The following is a 23,132-nucleotide window of genomic DNA, read 5'->3' as shown; positions in this document are numbered from 1 at the left end:
ATAACTCACAGGATTCACGCGTATCCAGTGGCTTGTTGATCTGCACGAAAACTTCGCTTGGGGGGCATACTATGGAGGGGTGTAGCGCTATCGCAAAAAGTGGCAACCTAGTGTCAACTATATTAGGACTTGACAAGATGTGAACGAGTGAACGGGTGAACAAGTTATTTCGATTCAGATTTCAATGATCATGATGATCATATCGATCAGCGTCATCTGTGTCTATCGAGAAGAAGACCACAGGGAAACTGGTACAGCGACAGCGGTCTGCCACTTGAGCTATATTGCAATAACTTTGGGCACTATTTTGCTAAACTTGGGCTCAGAAACGCAGGTTGAGATTCACAGTCGTTCGCCAGTCGAGTTTATCAAGAATATCGCCGACGGGATTAACGGAAAACTCTAAAAGCGATTGGTTATTAAATTGCCAGGCGGCTCCGATGAGGAGGTAGTATTCTTTCCATGAACCCCAGGAATACTTTGGTTCAAGGATGTAATAGAGGTTTTGGATGTCGTGTTTGAGAGTGAATCCCGCACTATAGCGCTTGTTCTTTAAATCGATCGAATAGACTCCGCTACTCAGCATGTCGCCATATTCGTTCTGCTCATATCCAAAAAACATATCCGTCATCAAGGCACCAATTCCGGTACTGCGATAGGGAAGATCGAGCCAACGTTGGTCACCGGATCGGGCGATTAGGGGAAAGCTGTCAAAAACGAGGTTATATTTATATGTCAGTTGACGATACAGCGATTGTTTACTGGCTTCGTAGGTATAGTCCTTATAGTCCGTTCTGATCTGATAACTCTGCTTGAACATCAATCTGTCACCCAGGAGGATGGCGCAATCCGGCATCATGCTGATGCTGTGGATCTGCTTGTTGTTTGAGGAGAGGACTCCGTCAATATAGACGTCGTCGCGGATGTTCCAATTTAGCCAGGTGCTTAAGCGGATACGCTCTTTGTAGTAATGCACGTTTCCGATTCTGAAGCTTCGTGAGAGCAAATCGTTGTCCCAGCGGTGATCGTCATCCGGATAACTGGTGCGTTGCAGATCAAAATTCGCCGATACGGAGAGTGAATCGCCGTGGCTGTATTCATAGGCAAGCATGGTATTGATGCTACGGTTTTCCGTGTGACGCGTTTTTCGGGAAAAGCTGAAGTCCTTGATCGCAAAGCTGTGTTGGACGCGGGATCGCAAGTTGATCTTTTCCAGCGGGAAAATTTCGATATTCAGAGCTGCCTGATTGATATAATCGCCGTTGTTGCGCACGATATTATTTTCCAGTTCGGTTATCCTTTGCGAGAAGTATTCCTGCAAGGTCAAGCGGAGAAAACCGGCAGGCATAAATTCGGCAATACCATTGTAAGACAGAGCGTTGCGAACCTGTGCGTCGGACAAGGTATAGAAACTGGGATTTCGAATATCCAAGCTGCGGGTGAGGACATAGAGGTCGTCCTTGCGGTGATTGATGGATAAGCTGTTTTGCCAAAAGAGAGTTTCGCGGGTGTGATTGAGATATGCAGCCGCTCCGGCATAATCAAAGTGTTCCCAATCGAGCTTTTTCTGATCGGCGTTGAAATGGATGCCAATATCCGTGGCTCGGATCCGCGCGGCGAATCGAGCTCCTCCAAAAGCCTGATATCCATCGCTGGACAGGATGTTTCCCATCAGATAGCGGTCTTGCTCCTTGCGAATATGTCCCTTTAATCCAAAACTCAGCTCCAGGCTGTCAAGGGGTTCGAAATCCATGCCATAGCCAAGAAAAGCCGTTTTATTGACGTAAGGAGAAAGTTCCTGCTCGAGGTCGCTGTGATCATAAAGATACTCGTAGCCTGAGAGAAATCGATGACGCAGCAAGCGTTTGTCCATGACGAAATCAAGCTCAAGCAGGGATTTCTTGCTGTTTTGATTGAAACTGATGCGCTTTTCGTTCGAGGAAAAGCCCCGTATGTTGATGATTCCGTTTGCCAACGGCGTGATCTGATATTGAAGCTTGTTTTCGATCGCAATGACGTTGTCGCTGCCGGAAAAATAGAACTCGAGCGCTTTGTTATCCGCAATCAGGCAAGTGGCAAGAATGTTAAATATGATCGCTGAGAATAATGAATTCAGCTTCACTGAGGGTTTCTCCACGACGGGAAAGATCGATGCCGCTGCTCTGTTCCAAGATGGCGACGCGCTCTCGTGGGATCAAAGCCAATAGATTGTTTCGCATCGTTTTGCGGCGGTTAGCAAAGGCGACCGTGGCGATCTGACGAAATTTGAGCGGATTTTTGATCAAGGGTGGATCTTTTCTTTGCGCAAGAGAGATCACGGCAGAATCGACCCTGGGGACGGGATCAAACTCCTCGCGCCCAACATCGAGCAAAAGTTTGATATCGAAAATGAGCTGCAGCTTGATCGTCATCAAACCATAATCCTTGTTATTCGGCGACCCCGCGAGCCGGTGAGCCACTTCCCTTTGCACCATCAATACGATGGTCTCGAAGCTCTGGTGATGGCGTTCGATCAGGTTCAAAAGAGGAGAAGTGATCTGGTAGGGGATATTTGCCACGAGCTTGATTCTGGCGGGTTCCTGATTGATTTGTTCCTGCCAATCGAGCTTAAGAATATCCTGCATCACGAGCTCAAAGCGTTCGCCATATTTCTCGATGAGGGGTTCTTCCATGCGGCGATCAAGCTCGAAAGCAGTGAGTTTGGCGCCACGCTCAATCAGTTCGCCGGTGAGGATGCCCATTCCGGGGCCGATTTCCCAGACTCTGTCTCCGGGGGTGAGATTGGCAAAACCGGCAATGGCTGCCGCGATGGAGGGATTGATTAAAAAGTTTTGCCCCAGTTCTTTGATGGCTCTCATCGCTTAATTTATGCCCTTAATAAAAAAAGGGAACGGCTTGTTTTGCAACCCGTTCCCATATAAGCTTATGCGCTCAATTTATCGGGTGAAACACCCTTGCAGATTTTACAAACATTATGCGTCTTGCCGTCTGCTTTGACTTCGTGTGTGACCTTTACGCCGGTGCGGTGACAAACGGGACATTCTCCGCGTCCGTGAAAAGGCATGACTCTGAGCAATTTACCACGATGATTTTTCGCCATTGTTATCTCCTTGAATATTAAACTATTTGCAGAAGAAAAAACCAGATGATTTCACCTCTGACCGCCAATTGTATGAAGAGGCTATATGCGTCAACACTTATTTTGCCGAAGTCATAAAGGAGGAGTTTCGATTATCGAAAGTTCGCTCTTTGAAATTGTCTTCCTCAGCGCTCAAGAACGATCTTGTCATCCAAAGCGAGGATGAATCCAGCGACCATCTTGACCGCGTTGTCCAGATCGCTCAGTGAGATAACTTCATTGGGGGAGTGCATATAGCGGTTTGGAATACCAATAACTGCGGTGGCGGTACCATTTCCCAGACCGTGGATGGCATCCGCGTCCGTGCCAGTCCTGCCTGGCGCTATTTCCAGTTGATATGGGATCTTTGCTTTTTCCGCGGCAGCGATCAATCTGTCCTTGATCACCGGATGCAAAGCGGCGCCGATGCTGATGGTCGGTCCCTTGCCCAAAGCCAATTCGCCAAAGATTCGTTTGTCCGCTCCGGGAATGTCCGATGTGAAGGTCACGTCCACCGCGATGGCGATGTCCGGTTCGATCTGATACGCGCTCGTGCTTGCTCCTTTCATCGTGGTTTCCTCGCCGACGGAGGAGACGGCATAGTAATTTGCCTTGAGTTTCTTCCCTGAAAGTTCTGCCATCACCGCGGCGGCGACATAGACTCCAGCTTTGTTGTCCGTGGCTTTGGTGACGACCAAATCCTCGGAAAGCATCTCAAAATCGGCGTGATAGGTGATAATGTCTCCGAAGGAAACTTTCTTGAGAGCATCCTCTCTGTCTTTTGCGCCGATGTCGATCCACAGGTCTTCCAGCTTGAGCTTGGGATTGTCGTCCGTGCCGCGCATCATGTGTACCGGTTTTCTACCGATAATACCGCGGAGAACCTTGTCCTCATGATAGATATCCAACCTCAAGCCGGGCAGGATGTTGACGTCGAAACCGCCGAGAGTTTTCACATAAATGTAACCATTTTCGTCGATGTGGTTGACGATCATGCCGATCTCGTCCGCGTGTCCGATCACCATCACCTTGAGTTTTCCGCTGCCATGTTTGACAGCGATGAGGTTTCCATTGATGTCTGAACTGATTTGATCGGCAATCGGCGAAAGATATTGACGCACCACTTTCTGAGCCGGAGCTTCAAATCCGGAGGGGCTGGGAGCATTGACAAGATCGGTCAAGAACTTGAGATTCTTTTCACTTAACATATTGATAATCTAACAGTTATTAGCTTCGCCGCCAGCAAAGGGGTTGAGGGTTTTCTTGACGATGGGCTGCTCATGCGGGATGATGCAGAGAAACTTCAAGACGCCATTGCCGGTATTCTTGAATGAGTGCAGCATATTGGGATCCACATACATCACGTCGTTTGCGGCAAAGGGAGTATCCCCGCGCTCGGTCACCAAAGCGCCTGTGCCGTCTAAGACGAAAAGCTCGTGTTCCCAGTCGTGTTGGTGATAGGGAGTGTATCCTCCCGGTTCCACTTCAAACATGCGCAGGGCAAAATTTGGCGCTCCGTCCTTTTGTGCAACCAGCCAGCGGATCTTTGCGCCTTGGGCGCCATCAGCATAAACGGGTTCGAGCTCCACCTGATCATAATGGATAACTTTCATTTATTCCTCCAGGAAGTGTATTCTTGTTCAATCGAAACCATAGCGGCTTCTGAAAACAATATAATGCATTTTGTTTTAGGGTGCTATGAGAAAATCGGATAGGCAACAACGTGAATGTCGTTTTCAAGCTTGCTGATGATCTTGATATCGAGCTCGATGGCGTCTTTGATGTTGTTTATGGGAAGCTCAGACAGGATGGCTTTTCTGCCTCCGAGGAGCTTGTTGCCAAAGAAGATGTGGCATTTATCCACCAGCTTTTCGGCAAAGAATGATGAGGCGAGTTTGCTGCCGCATTCGAGCAGGACGCTGTTTGTGCCTTGTTCAAAAAGAAGTTTGAGGACGGAAATCAGATCGAGCTTTTCCGCTTTGGCAGGAACTGAGATCAGAATAGCGCCAAGGGCTTGAAGACGATCGTGCTTTTCCTGATCCGATATCTCCTTGCCATGAAAGATGGTCAGCGGATTGGTATCGATACCGGAGATTAGTTTTGCGTCAAGAGGGATCTCCAGATATGGATCGAGCAGCGCGATCATGGGTTGGTGCCTGGGGTTTTTCAAGCGGACGTGCAATTGCGGATCGTCTGCAAGCACGGTGCCGATACCGGTCAAAACGACGTCCGCGGCTTCCCTGAGCCGGTGGGTTTCCCTGCGGGATTTCTCGTTTGAAATCCATCTCGCGCTGCCGTCGTTCGCGGCATATTTTCCATCGATAGAAAGCGCCGCTTTCCAGATCACGAAAGGTCTGTGTTTCAGAGTACGACAGAGGTAGGATTCCAATTGAAGCTCTATCATTTCACTCAAAAGCCCGCCTTGAACTTCGATTCCGGCGTATTGCATGGATAGGATTCCGGGGGTGGAAAAGTCATTATCGGTATCGCCTTTCACGAGCGGATTCGGATCCCTTATACCAAAAAAGACGCGTCTGATACCAGCTTTGATGATCGCCTCTGTGCAAGCGGGAGTTTTGCCAAAATGGGAGCAGGGCTCCAAAGTGACGTAGAGACTGGCTCCGCGAGCTTGTTTCCCGGCTTGTTTGAGTGCGTCAGCTTCTGCGTGGTCGCCACCGTAATCTTGTGTGTGACCTTTGGCGATCACTGCATCGTTTCTCACAATCACCGCTCCCACAAAAGGGTTGGGGGAGCAAGTCCCGCGCGCTTTTTCAGCTTCGCGGATGGCGAGTTTCATATATTTGAGGTGTTTATCCATCGGCATAGCGTTCGAGGTTTTTCTTTGCCAGTTCATAGTTGGGATCGATGGTCAGAATCCGTTTCCAGAGCCCGATCGCTTTGCCCGTTTCACCCTTTCCGGCAAGTGAGGCGGCGAGGTTGTTCGTCACATTGATATCCTCGGGATGTCGATCGTGGAGGATATCAAACCAGATCAGCGCTTCAGCGGGGTTCTTTTCGCTCAAATAGATCGCTCCGAGCGTGAAGATCGGCATATAGAATCCGTTATCCAGCGCGATGGAACTGAAAAAATCCACCTTTGCCTTATCCGGCTGCTTGACCAATTGCCAATACAGCGCGCGGTAATAATAGAGGTCGGAGCTGTCCGGATAGAGCTTTTGGTTTGATTGAAGTAATTCCCAGACGAGGTCGTCCTTGCCTTCGGAGAGTGCTTCGGCGATGTCTTTGTAGATATTATTCTGATTGTAAAAAAGCCCCGGATTGCCCGCCAGGTTTTGGCGCACTTTCCACTCTCCAGAGGCTGAACTGAGGATCAAAGTCCAATCATGTTTATAATTTAGCTCGAGGAAAACCATCGCGGTCACTCCGTCATCAGCGACTCCGCCCTGAATCACTCTGTGGTGTTTTACTTTTTTCAATTCGGGAATTGCGGACAAAATCTCTTCATAGCGCTTTGACACATCATCCATCGGTAGATCGTTGACGCTAAGCGCGCGCAGCTTATCCCATTCCAGCGCGATGAGGTTGTCGAGATATTTCATGGTGACGCTTTCCGGATCGGTGAATTCCTCAAGCCGCTCGGAGGGAAAGCCGAGTTTGTCCATCAGGTATTCCATGGGGAAATTTGCGGGATACTGAAACGCTGTCAGCCATGCCAAGAGCTTGTCCTTGTTGTCTTTGGCGCAAGTAAGAGGACTCAGGTCATCGAGTTTGTCGATGGGTTTGTTGATCCAAAAATCAATGAAGAGCTTCAGAGCGTGGCGGAATTCAGTGTTTGAATCCGCTCTGAAAGCGGGAAAGGGACTGGGTTTTTCGTCATTAAAACGCGGTTTGAAACCGCATTCATCCGGGCATTTGAGATCATGGCGAAACGTGTTGCAGCATTGCCAACCGATCGCTTTTCGGATTCGCGGACATTGACGCACTGCGCGTTCTTCTCTGCAGCGTGGGCAACGGTCTTTCTTGAGTAGCTGCAGCATCGATCAATCCAGAATGGGTGGGAGTTTGCGTTTGAAAGCGGAGTTTTGCATCAGCTTCTGAACTCTCTCATATTTCTCAAGCGGAAAATCGAGATTGCCGCCGGCGCGGAAATTGATGTCCAATTCGGTGAGGTCAAAGAGAATGCGATCAAGCTCATTATAGCGCAAGCCGATTTCGGCTTCGTCGGTTTGTCCTTCCCAGAGGTCAGCGGAGGGGGTCTTTTCGATGATTTTGCCTGGGATATTCAGCTCGCGGGCAAGCTGCCAAACCTCGCTTTTGTAAAGGTGTCCGAGGGGTTCGATGGCGCAGGCGGCATCCCCATGTTGGGTGAAATACCCTACCAAGAGTTCGGTGCGGTTGCTCGTTCCCACTACCAAAGCTTTGTATTTTGCCGAAAGATCGTAGAGGACGCACATCCGCATGCGCGCCATCCAGTTACCGCGTCTGAGCAACGTGGCTTCCGGTTCGAAACCGGCAAAATAGGCATCGGTCATACTGCTGATCGAAACCACATGATGTTCGATGTGTAGCAGTATTGCCAATTCGGTGGCGTCATCCAAAGAATCCGGATGACTGTTTCGATAGGGCATCATCACTCCGATCACATTTTCAGCACCGATTGCCCGTGCAGCCAAAGCAGCAGAAACGGAGGAATCGATCCCTCCGGAAAGTCCCAGAATCACTTTTTCGAATCCGCTGTTTTCCAGATAGTCGCGAATGAATGCGCAGATGCGCCCGATCTCGTTATGCGGGTTCAAATTTCTCATAGTATCCTCTTATTTACTTATGTCTGTCAAAGTTGTAAAGAGACTCGCTGATAAGGCGACTCGCGTTCAATCTCAGGAATTGGTGGATTACGTCAAGCACAATCATCTTTCCCTATGGCACAAGGTCTTTCATCTCCCACCATAAGGCGTCCCAAAAGCCGTTATTGGCTCTTGAGCCGGGTAAGCTAATCCTATGTGTTTGCTCACCCTTTAAGCCAGGCATAAAAAAAGTCCTTGTCAAAAACCAAGCCTTGGCGCATTGGTATCTCCTGTGATTTGCCTTTTTGCACAAAGCGCTATATCATATAACTAAAGACGAAAATTTAAGGAGTGCAACTGATGGAAGATCAGAACAGCCGGGTTCCGAGGACTTTGCCCGTTCTGCACATGAGCAGCGTGGTGATGTTTCCTTATTTGTTGATGCCTTTGGTGGTGTCCGACGAAGAATCCAAATTGGTGATCGATCACGCGCTTTCCAACGATAAAGCGATGGCTTTTTTCCTCGAACGGGATAAGCTGCAGCTCTCGGATACGGGGTTGCATGAGATCGGAACAGCGGTCACGATCCTGCGCATGTTGAGAAATCAGGACGGCTCGATCAGCCTGCTCTTGCAGGGATCGTCCCGCATCCGTTTACAAAAGGTCACGCAGCGTGATCCCTTCATCATGGTGGATGTGGAATCTATCGTAGAACAAAACATCGAGGACACCGAGATCCACGCCTATCGCGCGATCGCTCTCGAACTTCTCGAAAAGATCGCGCAGGAAAGCACACTTTTGAACCGGGAAATGATCTCCGGGCTCAGCAATATCAAGCAAGCCGATAGAGTGGCGGATATCATCGCCGGAAACATCGAACTCCAGCTTGATGACCGCCAAGCAATTCTCGATCTGATTGATATCAAAGAACGTTATCGATACTTGAACAACTGCCTCGCGGAGCTGATCAAACAAATGAAGGTGGAAAACCACATCCGCAGCAACATCCAGCTCGAAATGAGCGAAGACCAGCGCCGCTATTACCTGCGCGAGCAAATGGACGCCATCCGTCGTGAACTTGGTGAAAGCGACGAAGTGAGCAAGGAAATCCTCAAGTGGAAAGATCTGATCGAAAAGAACGACCTTCCAGACCATGTGCGTGAAGTCGCCTACGAGGAACTGGAACGTCTTTCGGTGATGCAACCTGCCTCCAGCGAGTATGGAGTGATCCGAAATTATCTCGATTGGATCGTCAATCTCCCCTGGAGGGTTCATAGCAAAGACCGTCTCGATCTGAAAAAGATCGAACGCATCCTCACCCAGGATCATTACGGTTTGGAAAAACCTAAGGAACGCATCCTGGAATTCATCGCGGTGAAAAAGCTCAAAGGCGGTCTCAAGGGTCCGATCCTCTGCTTCGTCGGTCCTCCCGGAACGGGCAAAACCTCGATCGGCAAATCCGTAGCCAGAGCATTGAACCGCAAGTTCATACGCATGTCTCTGGGTGGAATTCACGACGAGGCGGAAATTCGCGGACACCGCAGAACATACATCGGCGCCATGCCTGGAAAGATATTGATGGAAATCAAACGTCAGGGCACCGCCAATCCCGTTTTCATGCTCGACGAGATCGACAAACTGGGACGCGATTTTCGCGGCGACCCCGCTTCCGCCCTACTGGAAGTGCTTGATCCAGAGCAGAATAACAGTTTTGTGGATAACTATATCAACCTCGCTTATGACCTATCCGAAGTGTTGTTTATCACCACGGCAAATTCCCTTGAAACGATTCCTCCGCCACTGCGAGACCGCATGGAAATCATAGAATTCTCCAGTTATCTGGAAAACGACAAGATTCAGATCGCCAAAAGCTATCTCATCCCCAAAGAACTGGATGCCAACGGCTTGGCGGATAGAAACATCAGGATTCACAAGAGCGCTTTGCAGGAATTGATCAGGTATTACAACCGCGAAGCCGGAGTGCGCAATCTGCAGAGGCGCATCGGATCGATCTTGCGCAAGATCGCCAAAGCGGTCGCCAGCGGCGTGGACAAGGATATCCTCATCAAAGGGACGGACGTCAAGGCATATCTCGGACCGCGGAAATACTCACTGGAACTGGCAAACCGCAAACCCGAGATCGGCATCGCAACCGGGCTCGCGTGGACAAGCTATGGCGGCGAGATCCTGTTTTGTGAAACCACCAAAATGCCCGGCAAGGGAGCTATCATTCTCACCGGTCTTTTAGGCGAAGTGATGAAGGAATCCGCCCGCATTGCGCTTTCGCACCTGAAAGCAAACTACCAGAGGTATCACATCAATCCCAAAGAATTGGAAAAGCTTGACATCCACATCCATTTCCCCTCAGGTGCCGTACCAAAAGACGGTCCCTCCGCAGGTATCGTTCTCACCACGGCATTGGCATCGCTATTCACCGGTAAAAAAGTGCGGCACGACATCGCCATGACAGGGGAAGTGACACTCGTCGGCAAAGTGTTACCCATCGGCGGACTCAAGGAAAAGATGCTTGCCGCCAGACGTGCCGGAATCCGTCAACTGATCCTGCCCAAAGAAAATATGGAGACCCTGTCTGATTTTTCCCCGGATATTCTCGAAGGAATGGACATCACTTATGTGGAGGACGTGAAGGAAGTATTGGCAAAGGTGCTGATCGACAACCCCCTGAAAAGGAAAGAGCTTGGGTGAGCATAAACGTCAGTGTTAGGGACAGATAGATGGAAAAATATCCCAATATCGTCATCCTGCTCAATCTGCCAATACGCTATATCCCGAAGGCGGAGTTTGTCTTACGCACCTATTGTGCGGTACTCCGCCTGAACCCGAAATTCCTTTATGGAACGCACTTTGAAAGCGTGCACGTCTACTACGGGATGTCCACTGACCAGGAATATCCGATCAAGATTCACTTCAATGAGCAAACGGCGGATTTCTTTGAGCTAAGGGAGCTCTATCCTTTGGACAAAGTTAATTTCCGTCAATATAAGAACGAATTCATCCCCTTCCTCTTTTCCCGCGACGGCATGATTTTTTCCTTCGACAACGATCACTGTCTGATCCGCAAAGACATCGTTGCCAGCGGATTCTATTTTCTCACTTGTTGGCACGAATACATCATGAGCTTTCATGGTCAGGCCAAGGACAGGGTGGATTTCAAGCAGTCGCTTCAATACCGCTGGGATTTCACAGAAGTACCCGTCGTGGACGTCTATTGTCAGATGCTGCTCTATGTGATGGGCATCTATCTGCCTGAATTTGTGAGAGATATCCATTGGGGAGAGAACAGCGGTTTTGCCGTTTCACTCTCGCACGATATCGATTACTGGGATTTTTGGACGGCAAGACAGAGAGCGGAAACCCTTAAGTATAACGCGTCATCATTTCTCGGGCGCCCCTTATCAGCGATCTACAAAGCTATAGGACACACTTTGCACAAGAATCTGTTTCATAATCCCTGGCGGATAGTCCGAAACATCGTTCGTCAAGAAGCTGAAGCGGGAGTCAAATCCACCTGGTTTCTGCTCGCAAGAGATGACTTTGCTGATGAGCGGCAAAACTATATCACCAACATCGTTGCCCGTGAGCAAATCATCGATCTGCTTGGCCAGCAGGAAGTCGGTTTGCATGGCAGCCCGGAATCGGCATTCGACTCAGAGGTTCTGAAGCAGGAACTCGAAACACTTCGCGCTCTTGGATTTAACCCCACCGGGTTTCGCACACATTATCTTCATTTCAACTATCAAAAGAGCTTCACTATATTGGAAAACGCGGGAATCGAATTTGATTCCACCCTCGGATACTGGGAAAACATCGGTTTCCGGGCAGGCATTTCCTTTCCATTTTCGCCATTCAATATTGAAGAAAACCGTCCGTTCCGCGTTCTCGAGATTCCGTTGATCGTGATGGACACAACGCTCTATTCGCATCGGGCGATGAATCTATCCCGCTATGCGGCAAGGCGTTCGCTCAAGCGCTTGATCGATATGGCGGCAAAGTATCAATCCCATCTGTCGCTTTTGTGGCACAATACCAGTTTCGATCCCATCGACTATCCCGGCTGGTCTTCATTGTATTGGAAGACAATCGCCTACGCGCAGAGAAAGCGAGCTTGGGTCACCTCCCTGCGGGATATCTATGAAGATTGGCAATTGCGGAAGTAAAAAAGGAATCAGCATGAATACGATTAAATCGTTCTTATGGAAAACCTTCTTTCTGCTATTTATGCTCATTTGCTTGGTGGCATATTTCTTTATCGTACCCTTCAAACTCATCCTGAGCAAAAAGAAATATCGCAGATTGATCCATGCGGGAGTGAGTTTTTGGGGTAGAGTAACGGTGCGCAGCACGGGTTCGCGCGTTATCATCGAAGGAGCTGAATTGATTCCCGCTAGCGAAAGCATCTGCTATATCGGCAATCATCAGGGACTCTTTGACATTCCGTCCTTTCTGGGTTTCATCGGCAAGCCCGTGGGTTTCGTCGCCAAGCAGGAGCTCTTCAAAGTGCCGATCCTGAGCCTCTGGATGAAGGAGATTCCTTGCGTGTTCATCGATCGTAAAAATGCACGCAAAGCGATGGAAACCTTCAAAGCCAGCGCCGGCATCATCCGTGGTGGACATCCTTTGGTGATTTTTCCCGAAGGAACCAGAAGCAAGAGCGACACCATGGGAATATTTCATCTCGGCAGCCTCAAACTGCCACAGATGGCAGACGCGACCATCGTGCCTTTTGTGATCAAAGGAAGCTGGCGCATTCTCGAGATTGACAAAAAGATTCACAAGTCTCTGATCAGGATCAAGATACTGCCTCCGATCCTTCCCACTGATCCCATCTATCGGGACAAACACAAGCTCAGCGAGTTTCTGCACTCCACTATCAAGAGCAATCTGGAAACTATTTGACCTAGATCATACCGATCCGCGTCCTCCATGTTCAATTCATTTTATCCCAGTCGCTTCCGCAGCATCGGCATGCTGCGCTACACTGCTCTCCGCCTTGGCTGCGTTAATCAATCCTTAATCAAGCGTTAATCAAGCGTAATAAAACTAACGCTTGATTAACGCTTGATTAACGCTTGATTTACGCTTTGGATGTAGCGCAACATGCCGATGTTGCGGTGGTGTGCAAATTGGAAGTCAATTTGGAGAGTCAATTGGCAGTCAGATTTGTAATTTCACACGTCTCGAGTGGTGAGTAGGGTGGACAATCGAGGCGATTGTCATTGTGATACTGTTAGATCACTGAAAAATGAATAGATAGCAGGGTGGAAGGTTGGATATGACGGTTTGAGTAATCGCAGGGGCGATGCTTGGCAAATCGGCAGAATCGGTCATCAAAGAACCAAATTTTCAGTCATACGCCATTGCCAATTACCAAGTGCGGTACCGGGGATATTCATCCGAGCGTAGGAATCCAGCCCAAGAATATCCTGCATGGGAATGATAATTTTTTCGCAACCTGATGTTAGTGTGATGTTTATCATCAGTTTGTGGATGTTTTCGGCTTTGATGAAATCATCAATTCTATAGCTTATCTCCTGCTCATCCGCTTGCGGATCAAGTATATGCGGATTTTCTTTCACATACTGCATTAAGTTTTTATAGCTATCTGATTCTGGTTCAAGTGCTTCGAACCATTCACGTATGGTCGGATTGTCGTGCGTTCCGGTATAGAGATAGCGGTCAAAAGGATATTCATGTACCCGTGGTACGCTTTCTTCAAAGCAAAACTGTAGGATGATCATGCCGGGGAAGCCATATTTCCCGCGGATGCGGCAAACCTCTTCGTTTAGGATGCCAAGGTCTTCGGCGATGAAACGATCGGCGGAAAAATGATAGCAGATATGACCAAAGAAATCATCTCCCGGAGCAGGGATCCAATTTCCGCCTCTGGCATCTTCCGGCAGGATATGTTTTTGAGTTTTAGCGTCCCAAGCACATGGCACATTCCAATAGTTCACATATCCGATGAAATGATCCAAACGCAAGCGGTCGATAAACTTAAGAGCGTGTCCGATGCGAGCGGTGAAAAGCGGATAACGTTGATGGCGCATCGTCTCCCATCTGTAAATTGGGTTTCCCCAAAGCTGTCCCTCCTCGGCAAAGGCATCGGGTGGAACGCCTGCCACGCTTGTGGGCTCGCCGTTTTCGGTCAGTTCAAAGAGCTCCTGATGTGCCCAAACCTCAGTGCTGTGGAGGGATAGGTAGAGCGGCATATCACCAATGAGGGTGATGTTATTTTCGATCAAAACCGCTTTGAAGCGAGATATCTGATCTTCGAGGATTGCCTGACAGGCTGCCGTATTGAGCATTCCGGTGGAGAAATCCTCCATCAGCTTGTCATAGAGCTGATCCGAATAGCGTCTGTGCTGGGGCGCGAAACTGTTCCAGGTGCAATCCTCATAGAGCTTGCACAGGGTGGTGAATGCAATATATGGTTTCAGCCAATAGGCGTTTTCATTGATGAAAGCATGGACGTCGTGGTTTATTAGCCAGTTTTCCCCCGCTTTGCGGAAAAGCTTGTCTTTTGCTTTGAAAACCGTTTCGAAGGCGATTTGGGGCGAGGATGGATGCTTTGCAGAGATCAGATCATCATATTCGATAAGCCCATCCTGAAAGAGCAATTCCGGACTGATCAGATATGGATTTAATGCAAACGCCGAGATAGGATTATATGGTGAATTGCCGTAACCGCAATGATTTAGTGGTAATATCTGCCAGTAGGCACATTTTCTTTGCGCTAAATATTCGGCAAACCGGTAAGCGGCAGGACCAAAATCTCCGATCCCGAAATCTCCCGGCAGAGAACTGATATGTAGTAAAACGCCATGTTTTTTCATTTTGCCGCCAAGATCCCCAAAAGGCACATCTCGAGAAGCACTGCGGGTTGGGCGGCGCTGAGCTTGATCTTGGAATCGGTATCCAAAAGCAGAGACAAGGCGTTTTCAATATCGGCAAGATTATAATTTTTTGAGAAATTGATAAACTCCTGTCTCTGCCTGGGATACAGTTCTGCCAGATGGGTCTTGAGGATCTCGGCTGGAGTGATGTGGTTTTGTTTGAGCAACAATATCCGCCAGATGATGTTATAGAATTTATTGAGGTGATAAGAGACCTGCAATGCCTCCCATTCGGAATTGAGCATACGTTCGAGCAATTCGAGGCAGTTCTTTGGGTTGCGGGTGCCCATCGCACGATAAAAATCGATCAAAGTTCCCACGCGCGAGCTGCCGATGCTGATCAAAACGTCCGCTTCCTTGATCAGCTTGGAATCGAGATTGAGCAGGATCAGCTTGGTCAGTTCGTTATTGGCATTTGCATAATCCAGCTCGATGCGCGAGCAGAAAGTTTCGATCGCTCTGCTGTCCATACTTTTACCATGGGCGCGAAGCTGCTTTTCGAGCCAGGGGCGGATCGCAGTCCCATACTTTGGAGGATCGCATAAAATGTGGATGCAACCTTCTTTGATCTTCTTCCAAGCGGAGGTGCGCAGATCGACCTTTTCGGCGACGATGAGCATGCTCTGGTTTTCGGACGGCGCAGAAAAATAATCCGCCAATGCCTGTAGTTCCTTCTTTTTCGTGTTCACGTTTAGGTTATCCGCGTTTTTGATGAAGAGCAACTTGGCAGTGGAAAAGATGGAAAAGCTATCCAGATGATCATTCAATTCAGCGATCTTGATCTCGTCTGCATAAAGTATGATGATATCCGCACCAAACTTATCTTTGAGGACTATGCGCACGGCGTCGCACACCTGGTCTATGAGATACGCGTCAGTGCCAATGATCAGAAAAGACTTGCCAAGCTCCACGATGGAGGGGTCAAATTCCTGGGCGGTGATGGATATCGCGCTCATTATGCTTAGTTCATGGACAACAGAGTGATGGCAGAAAGTCCGATAAACCAACAGTAATAGGCAAAATATTTCAGCTTGTTTTGTTGGATCAATTGGATGAGAATGGACATGACGAGATAGCCCACTGCAAAGGAAGCGAGGAATCCACCCAGATAGATGGAAAACTGCTTTGTTTCGAGCTGGCGCAAAGCACCGAACTCACTGATATTCGCCGCCAAAATTGCGGGAATGCTCAATAGGAAGGAAAAATATGCAGCGTCTTTGCGTTTGAGCCCGCAATACAGCGAGGTGCCGATAGTGGCGCCCGATCTCGATAGACCCGGGATGATCGCCAGCCCCTGTGCCAGACCGATTATGAGCGCTCGTATGATTCCCATCGAGTTTGAAGGGATTGATCCGGTTTTGACGTAGTCCGAGATGAAAACCACGCTGCCGGTGACAAGGAGCATAAATGCCACAACCATCGGTTTGTCATACAAGGACTTGAAGAAATCCCCGAAAAGTAAATAGATTATGCTCGTACCGATCGTGGCGATGATCAGATAGAGGAGGATGAGGCGGTTGTGGCGATGCACCTGGCTGCGCAAGGTTCCGCGCCAGCTTGTGAGAGATACTACCAAGTCCCACAGAGTCTTGCGGAAATAGATGAGTACTGCCATCAGCGTGCCGAGATGCAAAAACACTTCAAATAGGATATTGCCATCTTCCTTGATACCAAAGAGATGACCCGCTAAAACGAGATGCCCGGAGCTGCTCACGGGGAGAAACTCCGTCAGCCCTTGCAAAATGCCCATTAATATCGAAGTAAAGAAGTTCATATCAACTCACAAGATTTGCGGAACCGAATACTTTCCGATCTTGGAAAGCGGAACCAGATTAAAGCCCTCTTTTCTGAGGCGGGCGATAAACTCCCGCAAATAGACAAGTTTGTCCTTGTTATGACAATGCGTGATGGCGATGATGCTATTGTTTGTTGCGGACATGGAAATGATCTGTTCCAGCTTGGCGTCCATGGTTTTTTTGCTGATATCCGGAGAATCCAGAAAGATGTCGTTTCGAAAAGCGGGAATATGCGCTTTCTGAGCGGTCTGATATGCCACTGAGACGTTTGAGGTGCGGCTGTCGAGAAATATCCTGTCCCTTGCCTTGACGGTAATCATGACGGCTTGCATGATGTCCGGATCGGTGGTGGCAAGGCTGCCCATGTGATTGTTGATGCCGATGCAGAGCGGCATATTATTGATAAAGCGGTTGATCAGACGGTCGATCTCGCCATCCTTCATTTGGACGAGGATGGCGTTTTTACCGGGATCGACCTTGGGGAAGCCGATAGGTTCCATCGGCACGTGAATGATGCTCTCGCGTCCTTGCTGATGGGCTCTATCCATGGTGTGGACGCTATTGTGCATTTCCGGAAAGATGGCGAACGTAACTTCTGGCGGCAGGTCTAAGAAGCCCTCCAAAAGCTCGCCGCCGATGGTGCCAAAATCATCCACGACGATGGCGATATTACGCGACGTGATTTTTGTGGCATAGGGCTTGGAATCGTAATAGAGGACAACTTGATATTTCTTGGGGTCTCCCTTTTTACTAAAGGTCATGATCTGTTTGCTACCGCTTTCGATAGCGGTGTCAAGCACTCCTCCCCCACGCTCGACATAGCCCTTGAATAGCATGTTTGCATAATTCATCTCCATCTCTCCGCGGTTGAGGGGGACGTTGTAGATATAGCTATCTGGCTTTGTCTGCCGACGATAGATGTGGGATGCGATATCCATGTTTTCGAGGGTGGATTCGATGATGAGATCCAGGCTTTGTTCAGCAGGGGCAGCGGATAAATCGGTCGGAGATATCTGTGACCCGTTGTTGGAGTTTTTTCCCTTTGCGCCTGGAGCGGTGGCTTCCTGTTCTGACTTCTCGTCGTTTTTGCTTCTTTCCAAGATCGACGTGTCGCGGATGATGTACCACACGAGCGTTGCACAGATCAATCCGACAACGATGAAGACGCCGATATTCGAGGCTTTGCTTTTCCCTTTGCCGGTTTTTTTCCTTTTGGCGCGTTGTTTAGGCATGGGGTTGGTATCTCATATTTAAAGGGTGATATTGATGTGCAAAGAGGTTGACGCCATAGACCAACGGAGCGAAAAACAGGTTGGAGATAATGAATGCTGCGGAGATTACAAGGACGTTATAGACCAGAGCAGAGCTTCCTTCAAGGGGGATGAGGATGAAAGTAAATGCAGATTCCCTTCCACCGGAAAGATCGGTCAATATTGGATGTAAAACATACTGGACTATGCCATAATAGAGCTTGCTGCTGATCATGATCATCAACGTGAGCACGATGCTAAAGCGTATGAACGAGAAAGGATTGCGTCTGATAAATACCATCAGACGCAACCGTGAATATTTCAGATTATGGCCACAGAGGCGGATCGGTTCCGTCCACACATGTGCCAAATAATAATAAACGATCAGAAATATGCAGATGACTCGCGTCGCCATCGGAAAGATCATTTTCATCGGCACCCGGAAACCATAGAAGTATTTCATGAAAGCGGCAAAGACATAGGCGAGCATGAAGATCACGACCACGACCAAAAGCTTTTCGTGCAGATCAATAATGAATGCTTTGAATAGCTCGCGGTCGGTATTTGAGCGCCGGACATTGTCCGTGAAATACATGGTGTATTTCTTGAGAATAATGAATCCGACATAGATCATCAACATAAAGAATATGCTGATCGGGAAATAATGCACGTTGATCAAAAACAACCGGGTGATAACTTGAAGCAGGCTCTCACGGTCGATCAGATAGAACAGCAAACCGGGATAGAGAAACACCTGCACTCCGTTGAAATCACCAAAGAAGTAGCGAGCCGCCTGATAGAGATACTTTCTGACCCTATCGTTCATTCTTGCACTTCTCTTTCAATGAGTTGCTCAAGCGATAATTTTCACACATTCCGCGAACTCCAAATCCTTTAGTAGAGCAAGTAGCGGAAACCGGCGACGAGGTTTCTACCTTTGGTAGGAAGACCTTTGTAGCTGTGGTAGGGAGTGCCAAAGATATTTTCCAGCGTGGTGAAGACGGTTCCGTTTTTGCAGACTCGATATTCACCTCCGAGGCTGAGATCGGTCACCGGTTTTAGATTCTCACCAAGGTGATCTTTGACAAAATACTCAGCCACGAAACCAAGCTTGAAATCGATGTCGTAAACGCGTCTGGAAAGCTCGCTGCGCGATGTGTAGAGAGGTGTATAGGGCTTGGCTTTCATCTCCTGATCCGGCAGATGAGAGATATTGAGCTGCAGGCTTTGGCTTAGATCTGTTCCCCAGAGCTGATAATCGAATTTGAGCACGCTGATATTCTCAAAAACGTCGGTATAGCGCACCCGTGGCAATCTCAGATAACCGCCACCGTCTAGCGTTGGGGCATCAAGAATATAACGCATTGTATGTGATATGCCGATCCTGCCAAGGCGTGAGCTATAGATGCTTCTGCCATGCGGCAAGCGCTGTATGGAAGGAACCCAGTAATAGATATCCGCGTTGAGATTGAGCGGAACCGATGAGACGCGGTTGTAAGTTCCCAAAGCAAACCATTTATATTCCTTCAGTCGCTCGTTTTGGGAAGCCGTTTCGATGTAGGGACTGCTCTCCACATCGAGGATGAGATTTCTGCCGGGATCGAACCTATGGGAAAAGGCGATGCTTGGAATGATATGACGGAAATCGGTCAACATGACATACTCCAGCCTCGGTAGTTTCCAGATACTGTAGAGCGGACGGTATTGCAAAGCGATGCCGGTGGCGTTTGATGCAAGAAGGAAGCTACTCTGTAGCTGATGTTTATCCCACTTCAGGCGGTGTTTATGACGCAAATAGATATGGTCTCCACCCAAGCCATCGAGTTCGATCTGTTGGTTGAGGTGATCAAAGCCGATCTCAGTATTCAGGTTCGCGAGCTTGACGCTGCCGATGCGCAGGCTGTCATAGCGATTGGCAAGGCTCATGTATAAGCCATGGACTCTATAGTAATCGGTGTCTGCGTATTGATATCCCCCACCGGCGTTGAAACCAAGACGGGGACTGAGACGGATGCCCAGATCAAGCTCTTCCCTTTGATATAACCACTTGGAGCCGGGAATACCTATTTCAGCGTCGAATTTGAGCAGAGGTATATGTCTCAAACGTGGATACCAGGTGATGGCGACCTCGCTGCCAAAATCCGTGCTGAGCCGTGCTTTGAGCGTTGCCTTGCGGGCTGGATGAAAAAGCAATGACCGCCCATACTCAGATTCCGGTAATGAAGAAGGATAATAACTGGGCAGTGAATCGGCATCGCTGACTATATGCTCGAGTGTCACCGGTTTCTTGATCAATGGTAACCTGATCTTGGCGTCGCCCTGAATCTCAACTTCCGGGAGGGTTTGCACCTGTCCGAGGGCAAAAGCCGTAAACGCGAAGAGGATCGGAATCAGGAGGCTCTTCGTCATCTTTTATCGTCCAGGAGCTTGTTGATCGAGATGATCTGATCATCGCTGAATTGAATCTGGACTTCCCAGAGCACGAGCTGTCCTTCTTTGAGAGCGCCGTTCTGAATGAGGCTGACGATGTAATAATAATGTGCATTGACAAGGATATCGGGAAAATCCCTAAAGATGAGCCGGATCCTGCGAAAGGAACTAATGGCACGGACAAAGTCCTTTCTTTGGTAGAATATCGTTCCTTTGGCGGTCTCAGCCTGTGCGCGGTTATACTGGTTGTTGTCCGTATCGAGGATCAAATTTGCCAAGTTTTCGGCTTCCACATCTAACTTACTGTACATCAGATAGTTCAGACGCAATATGCGTGCTTGTGAATGAGCATAGTTCCTCTGCATGCCCATCTGCCAGGTCCGCTCAAAATCATTAAAATCAAGCTTTTGAGAGAGATCGAGAATATCCACCCACAGAGCCGGACTCGCTTGCCGTTCAAAGGCTTGGAGATATTTCTCCATGGCAACTTCATAATCCTTGGTTAGCAGTGCAAGCTCACCCAAGCGCAGGAGGTTTTCGGTAGAAATAGTTTCCGTGTCGATGTCGCTCACGAGGCTTTCCGCCCGTGCAGCTTGGTTCAAACGGATGAGCGATTCCGCCATCAGGAGCTCAAGCTCGTTATGACGGCGAGTCGGGTAGTTTTGCCGGATCTTTTCCGCCTCCGCCAAGAGTTCGCGCCACTGTTTAGTGTCCGCGTATTGCTTGACGAGGATGAACTGAAGCTCAAACTTGATGTATTCGCTGTTGAATGTCTCCACCATCCCTATCAGATCGACGACATATTGCATATCCTTCAAATGGGACAGGGAGATCGATATGCCGTTGAAGATATCCTCAAGCTGGTTTTGATCCTCGACAGAGATGGAAGTGACCGCCGTGTAGCGCCTTAGGATATTCAGCCAGTCTGCGAAAGCAACTTCATAGAGCCCCAGATTATAGTTTGAATATGCCATTTCAGTGAGGACTTTCAAGAAATACGGCGAATCTGGGTATTCATCGATGAGCATGTCGTATAAATACAAAGCATGCTTATAGTTGCGAGCCTGGTAGGCGGATTTTGCCGCTTGATAGAGATAGATGTCCGGACTGGCGCTAAGCTTGGATAGATCATAGAACAGCGCGGAGGCGTCGTTGAACCGTTTCAGGTAATAGAGGGTGTAGGCTTTGTAGCTCTGAGCCTCGGTCTTGCTTTGTGGCGTGGTTGCCATGTTTTCCGCGATTGTATATTCGATCAGAGCATGCTGATAGTTCTTTTGGTTGAAATGCACGCTTGCCAATAGCAATTGCAACTCAAGGTTCCATTCGGATTTGGGGATTCTTCCCAGTTTCGCCAGGGCGGTGGAATAATCCTCCAGGTAAAAAAGGCATTGGACAATGCGGCGACGCGCATCCGTTCCGAGCTTGGGATCATTTTCGATGAGAGTGTAATCCGTCAGCGCCAGATTGTAATTGGACGCATAAAAATTAATCTCTCCCAGATAGAAACGCGCCGACGAGACCGTCTCTGATTTTGGATACATCTCCACGATCTGTTTCAGGTTCGCGCTTGCCAGTTTTTGATCGTTGTCCTGAAAGGCGATGATGCCGATGCGCAAGAGTGCTTTTTCACGATAACGTCCGCGTGAATAGAGGTTTAGATAGCGGTTGAAATTGTCCCTTGCGAGACGTTTTTCCCCGAGAAAATAATAGGCTTCCGGGATCAGAAACTCCAGCCGGTCGAGCAGTTCTGGATTAAGCTCAAAGTTTCTGGCTTTGACAAGATTGCGGATGGCGGAAGCATAGTCCTGTCGGTCAAAATAGAAGACGCCGAGTTGTAAATACTGCTCGCCCCGCCAGCTTTGCGTGGTCTGGGATGCGATGTAGTCCTCGAGAGCAGCGATGGCTTGTTGTGGATTCGTCCCGAAACTGATTTTGAGCCTTTCCAGATAGGATAAAAACCTGATCTCCGGCTCAGCTCCCCGTACCAGATCGCGAAATATGGTATCAGCTTCGTCTTTTTTTCCTTTTTCCATCAGAAACAGCGCTCTCAGATAGCGTTTGGCTTCCGGGTCAGACTTTATCATCCCCAGAAGGTTCTCTGCCATAGCCATATCTTTGACCGCCAATGCCTTGCGAAGCATCAAAAGGCGCATGGGATCGGTAGCGGAGCTTACGTTGATATTGTTCTTTCCGAGATAGGCATCCATATCACTATAGCGTTGATAATAAAGTAGATGCTCCAGCCAGGCGAGAGTGTATCTTTCTCTCTCGAGGCTGTCTACCTTGGCGATCATCGTTTGCGCGGGGTCGTCACGATCAAGCTTGAGGAGCACGCGATAGTGATCAAAGCGCAGTTGTTTGTCTGCCGGGGTTTGTTTCAAAGCCTTGGTATATTCGTGTTCCGCGGAGAGATACATGCCCTGTGCGGAATATGCCTTCGCCCGCCAGACGTTGGCATGATAGTTGTAATAAGGGTGATCGAGTATGGATGATAGATGCTGCAGCAGCTCTATGGCGCGATTCAATTCTCCCGTCTGATAGCAACTGATGGCATAGTTCAGATAGACGTCACCAAGGATGTCCGGATGCAGTTTGTTCTTGATCAGTGCACTGTAGATAGTTTGGCTGCGTCGATATTCACCACGGCTGAGGGCGATGTTTGCCACGATGTAATCCGTATAGAGCCTGAAAGCCGAATCCGGATACTGCCGTTTGAAGAAATCTATCTCGCTTTCGACCTCAGCATATTCGCCCAGGTCATAAAGCTCGATGATGTAGGAAAAGTCATCCAGTTCACGCGGGCTCTGCGCACTCAAAACTATGGCACAGAGGAGCATCAGGATGATGATTAGACTGATCTTTCGCATAGCATATCTCAT

The 23,132-nt window shown here is 48.8% G+C and carries 18 protein-coding genes; 3 read left to right on the top strand and 15 right to left on the bottom strand.

Features of this window, described 5'->3' with window-relative positions:
- Positions 1-322 precede the first annotated feature (322 nt).
- The 8 genes from Q8M98_01205 to Q8M98_01170 form a co-directional block, all read right to left on the bottom strand.
- Positions 323-2,122, bottom strand: a complete 1,800-nt coding sequence (locus Q8M98_01205) for a hypothetical protein (GenBank protein ID MDP3113368.1) — start codon at positions 2,120-2,122, stop codon at positions 323-325.
- Positions 2,085-2,858: a 16S rRNA (adenine(1518)-N(6)/adenine(1519)-N(6))-dimethyltransferase RsmA gene (gene rsmA, locus Q8M98_01200; protein MDP3113367.1), complete on the bottom strand. Its 774-nt coding sequence runs from the start codon at positions 2,856-2,858 to the stop codon at positions 2,085-2,087. Before rsmA ends, Q8M98_01205 begins: the two co-directional genes overlap by 38 nt.
- 65 nt (positions 2,859-2,923) lie before the next feature.
- Complete coding sequence (locus tag Q8M98_01195) at positions 2,924-3,100, bottom strand: hypothetical protein (protein ID MDP3113366.1); 177 nt, start codon at positions 3,098-3,100, stop codon at positions 2,924-2,926.
- A gap of 164 nt (positions 3,101-3,264) precedes the next feature.
- Positions 3,265-4,326: a M42 family metallopeptidase gene (locus Q8M98_01190; protein MDP3113365.1), complete on the bottom strand. Its 1,062-nt coding sequence runs from the start codon at positions 4,324-4,326 to the stop codon at positions 3,265-3,267.
- 9 nt (positions 4,327-4,335) lie between these two features.
- On the bottom strand, positions 4,336-4,731 hold the full coding sequence (locus Q8M98_01185; GenBank protein MDP3113364.1) for a cupin domain-containing protein: 396 nt from the start codon (positions 4,729-4,731) through the stop codon (positions 4,336-4,338).
- Positions 4,732-4,814: 83 nt separating this feature from the next.
- Positions 4,815-5,936, bottom strand: coding sequence for a bifunctional diaminohydroxyphosphoribosylaminopyrimidine deaminase/5-amino-6-(5-phosphoribosylamino)uracil reductase RibD (gene ribD / locus Q8M98_01180; GenBank protein MDP3113363.1), 1,122 nt, complete (start codon positions 5,934-5,936; stop codon positions 4,815-4,817).
- On the bottom strand, positions 5,929-7,116 hold the full coding sequence (locus tag Q8M98_01175; protein MDP3113362.1) for a hypothetical protein: 1,188 nt from the start codon (positions 7,114-7,116) through the stop codon (positions 5,929-5,931). The genes ribD and Q8M98_01175 overlap by 8 nt, the downstream gene beginning before the upstream one ends.
- A 3-nt stretch (positions 7,117-7,119) precedes the next feature.
- Positions 7,120-7,884 carry an NAD+ synthase gene (locus Q8M98_01170; protein ID MDP3113361.1) on the bottom strand — a complete coding sequence of 255 codons (765 nt, stop codon included), beginning with the start codon at positions 7,882-7,884 and terminating at the stop codon, positions 7,120-7,122.
- A 339-nt stretch (positions 7,885-8,223) separates the two neighbouring features.
- Between Q8M98_01170 and lon the strand changes: the two genes are divergently transcribed.
- Genes lon through Q8M98_01155 form a run of 3 tightly spaced genes read left to right on the top strand, consistent with a single transcriptional unit; the run spans position 8,224 to position 12,780 of the window.
- The gene (lon, locus tag Q8M98_01165; GenBank protein MDP3113360.1) at positions 8,224-10,569 is read left to right on the top strand and encodes an endopeptidase La; all 2,346 of its coding nucleotides are present in this window, start codon (positions 8,224-8,226) and stop codon (positions 10,567-10,569) included.
- A 29-nt stretch (positions 10,570-10,598) separates the two neighbouring features.
- A complete protein-coding gene (locus tag Q8M98_01160; GenBank protein MDP3113359.1) occupies positions 10,599-12,041 on the top strand; it encodes a polysaccharide deacetylase family protein in 1,443 nt (480 codons plus the stop codon).
- A 13-nt stretch (positions 12,042-12,054) separates the two neighbouring features.
- On the top strand, positions 12,055-12,780 hold the full coding sequence (locus Q8M98_01155; GenBank protein MDP3113358.1) for a lysophospholipid acyltransferase family protein: 726 nt from the start codon (positions 12,055-12,057) through the stop codon (positions 12,778-12,780).
- Between the two features lie 431 nt (positions 12,781-13,211).
- Here the strand turns inward: Q8M98_01155 and malQ are convergent, their stop codons facing one another.
- From malQ to Q8M98_01120, 7 genes are all read right to left on the bottom strand, one after another.
- Positions 13,212-14,717: a 4-alpha-glucanotransferase gene (malQ, locus tag Q8M98_01150; protein MDP3113357.1), complete on the bottom strand. Its 1,506-nt coding sequence runs from the start codon at positions 14,715-14,717 to the stop codon at positions 13,212-13,214.
- On the bottom strand, positions 14,714-15,733 hold the full coding sequence (holA, locus tag Q8M98_01145; protein MDP3113356.1) for a DNA polymerase III subunit delta: 1,020 nt from the start codon (positions 15,731-15,733) through the stop codon (positions 14,714-14,716). Before holA ends, malQ begins: the two co-directional genes overlap by 4 nt.
- A 5-nt stretch (positions 15,734-15,738) precedes the next feature.
- A complete protein-coding gene (locus Q8M98_01140; protein ID MDP3113355.1) occupies positions 15,739-16,551 on the bottom strand; it encodes an undecaprenyl-diphosphate phosphatase in 813 nt (270 codons plus the stop codon).
- 6 nt (positions 16,552-16,557) lie between these two features.
- A complete protein-coding gene (locus Q8M98_01135; GenBank protein ID MDP3113354.1) occupies positions 16,558-17,805 on the bottom strand; it encodes a divergent polysaccharide deacetylase family protein in 1,248 nt (415 codons plus the stop codon).
- On the bottom strand, positions 17,798-18,649 hold the full coding sequence (locus Q8M98_01130) for a hypothetical protein (GenBank protein ID MDP3113353.1): 852 nt from the start codon (positions 18,647-18,649) through the stop codon (positions 17,798-17,800). Before Q8M98_01130 ends, Q8M98_01135 begins: the two co-directional genes overlap by 8 nt.
- 68 nt (positions 18,650-18,717) lie before the next feature.
- On the bottom strand, positions 18,718-20,232 hold the full coding sequence (locus tag Q8M98_01125; protein MDP3113352.1) for a hypothetical protein: 1,515 nt from the start codon (positions 20,230-20,232) through the stop codon (positions 18,718-18,720).
- Positions 20,229-23,120, bottom strand: coding sequence for a hypothetical protein (locus tag Q8M98_01120; protein MDP3113351.1), 2,892 nt, complete (start codon positions 23,118-23,120; stop codon positions 20,229-20,231). The genes Q8M98_01125 and Q8M98_01120 overlap by 4 nt, the downstream gene beginning before the upstream one ends.
- Positions 23,121-23,132: the final 12 nt, after the last annotated feature.

This window comes from Candidatus Cloacimonadaceae bacterium (assembly GCA_030693415.1).
Lineage (GTDB): Bacteria > Cloacimonadota > Cloacimonadia > Cloacimonadales > Cloacimonadaceae > JAUYAR01.
This window is presented reverse-complemented; position numbering and strand designations above follow the sequence as displayed.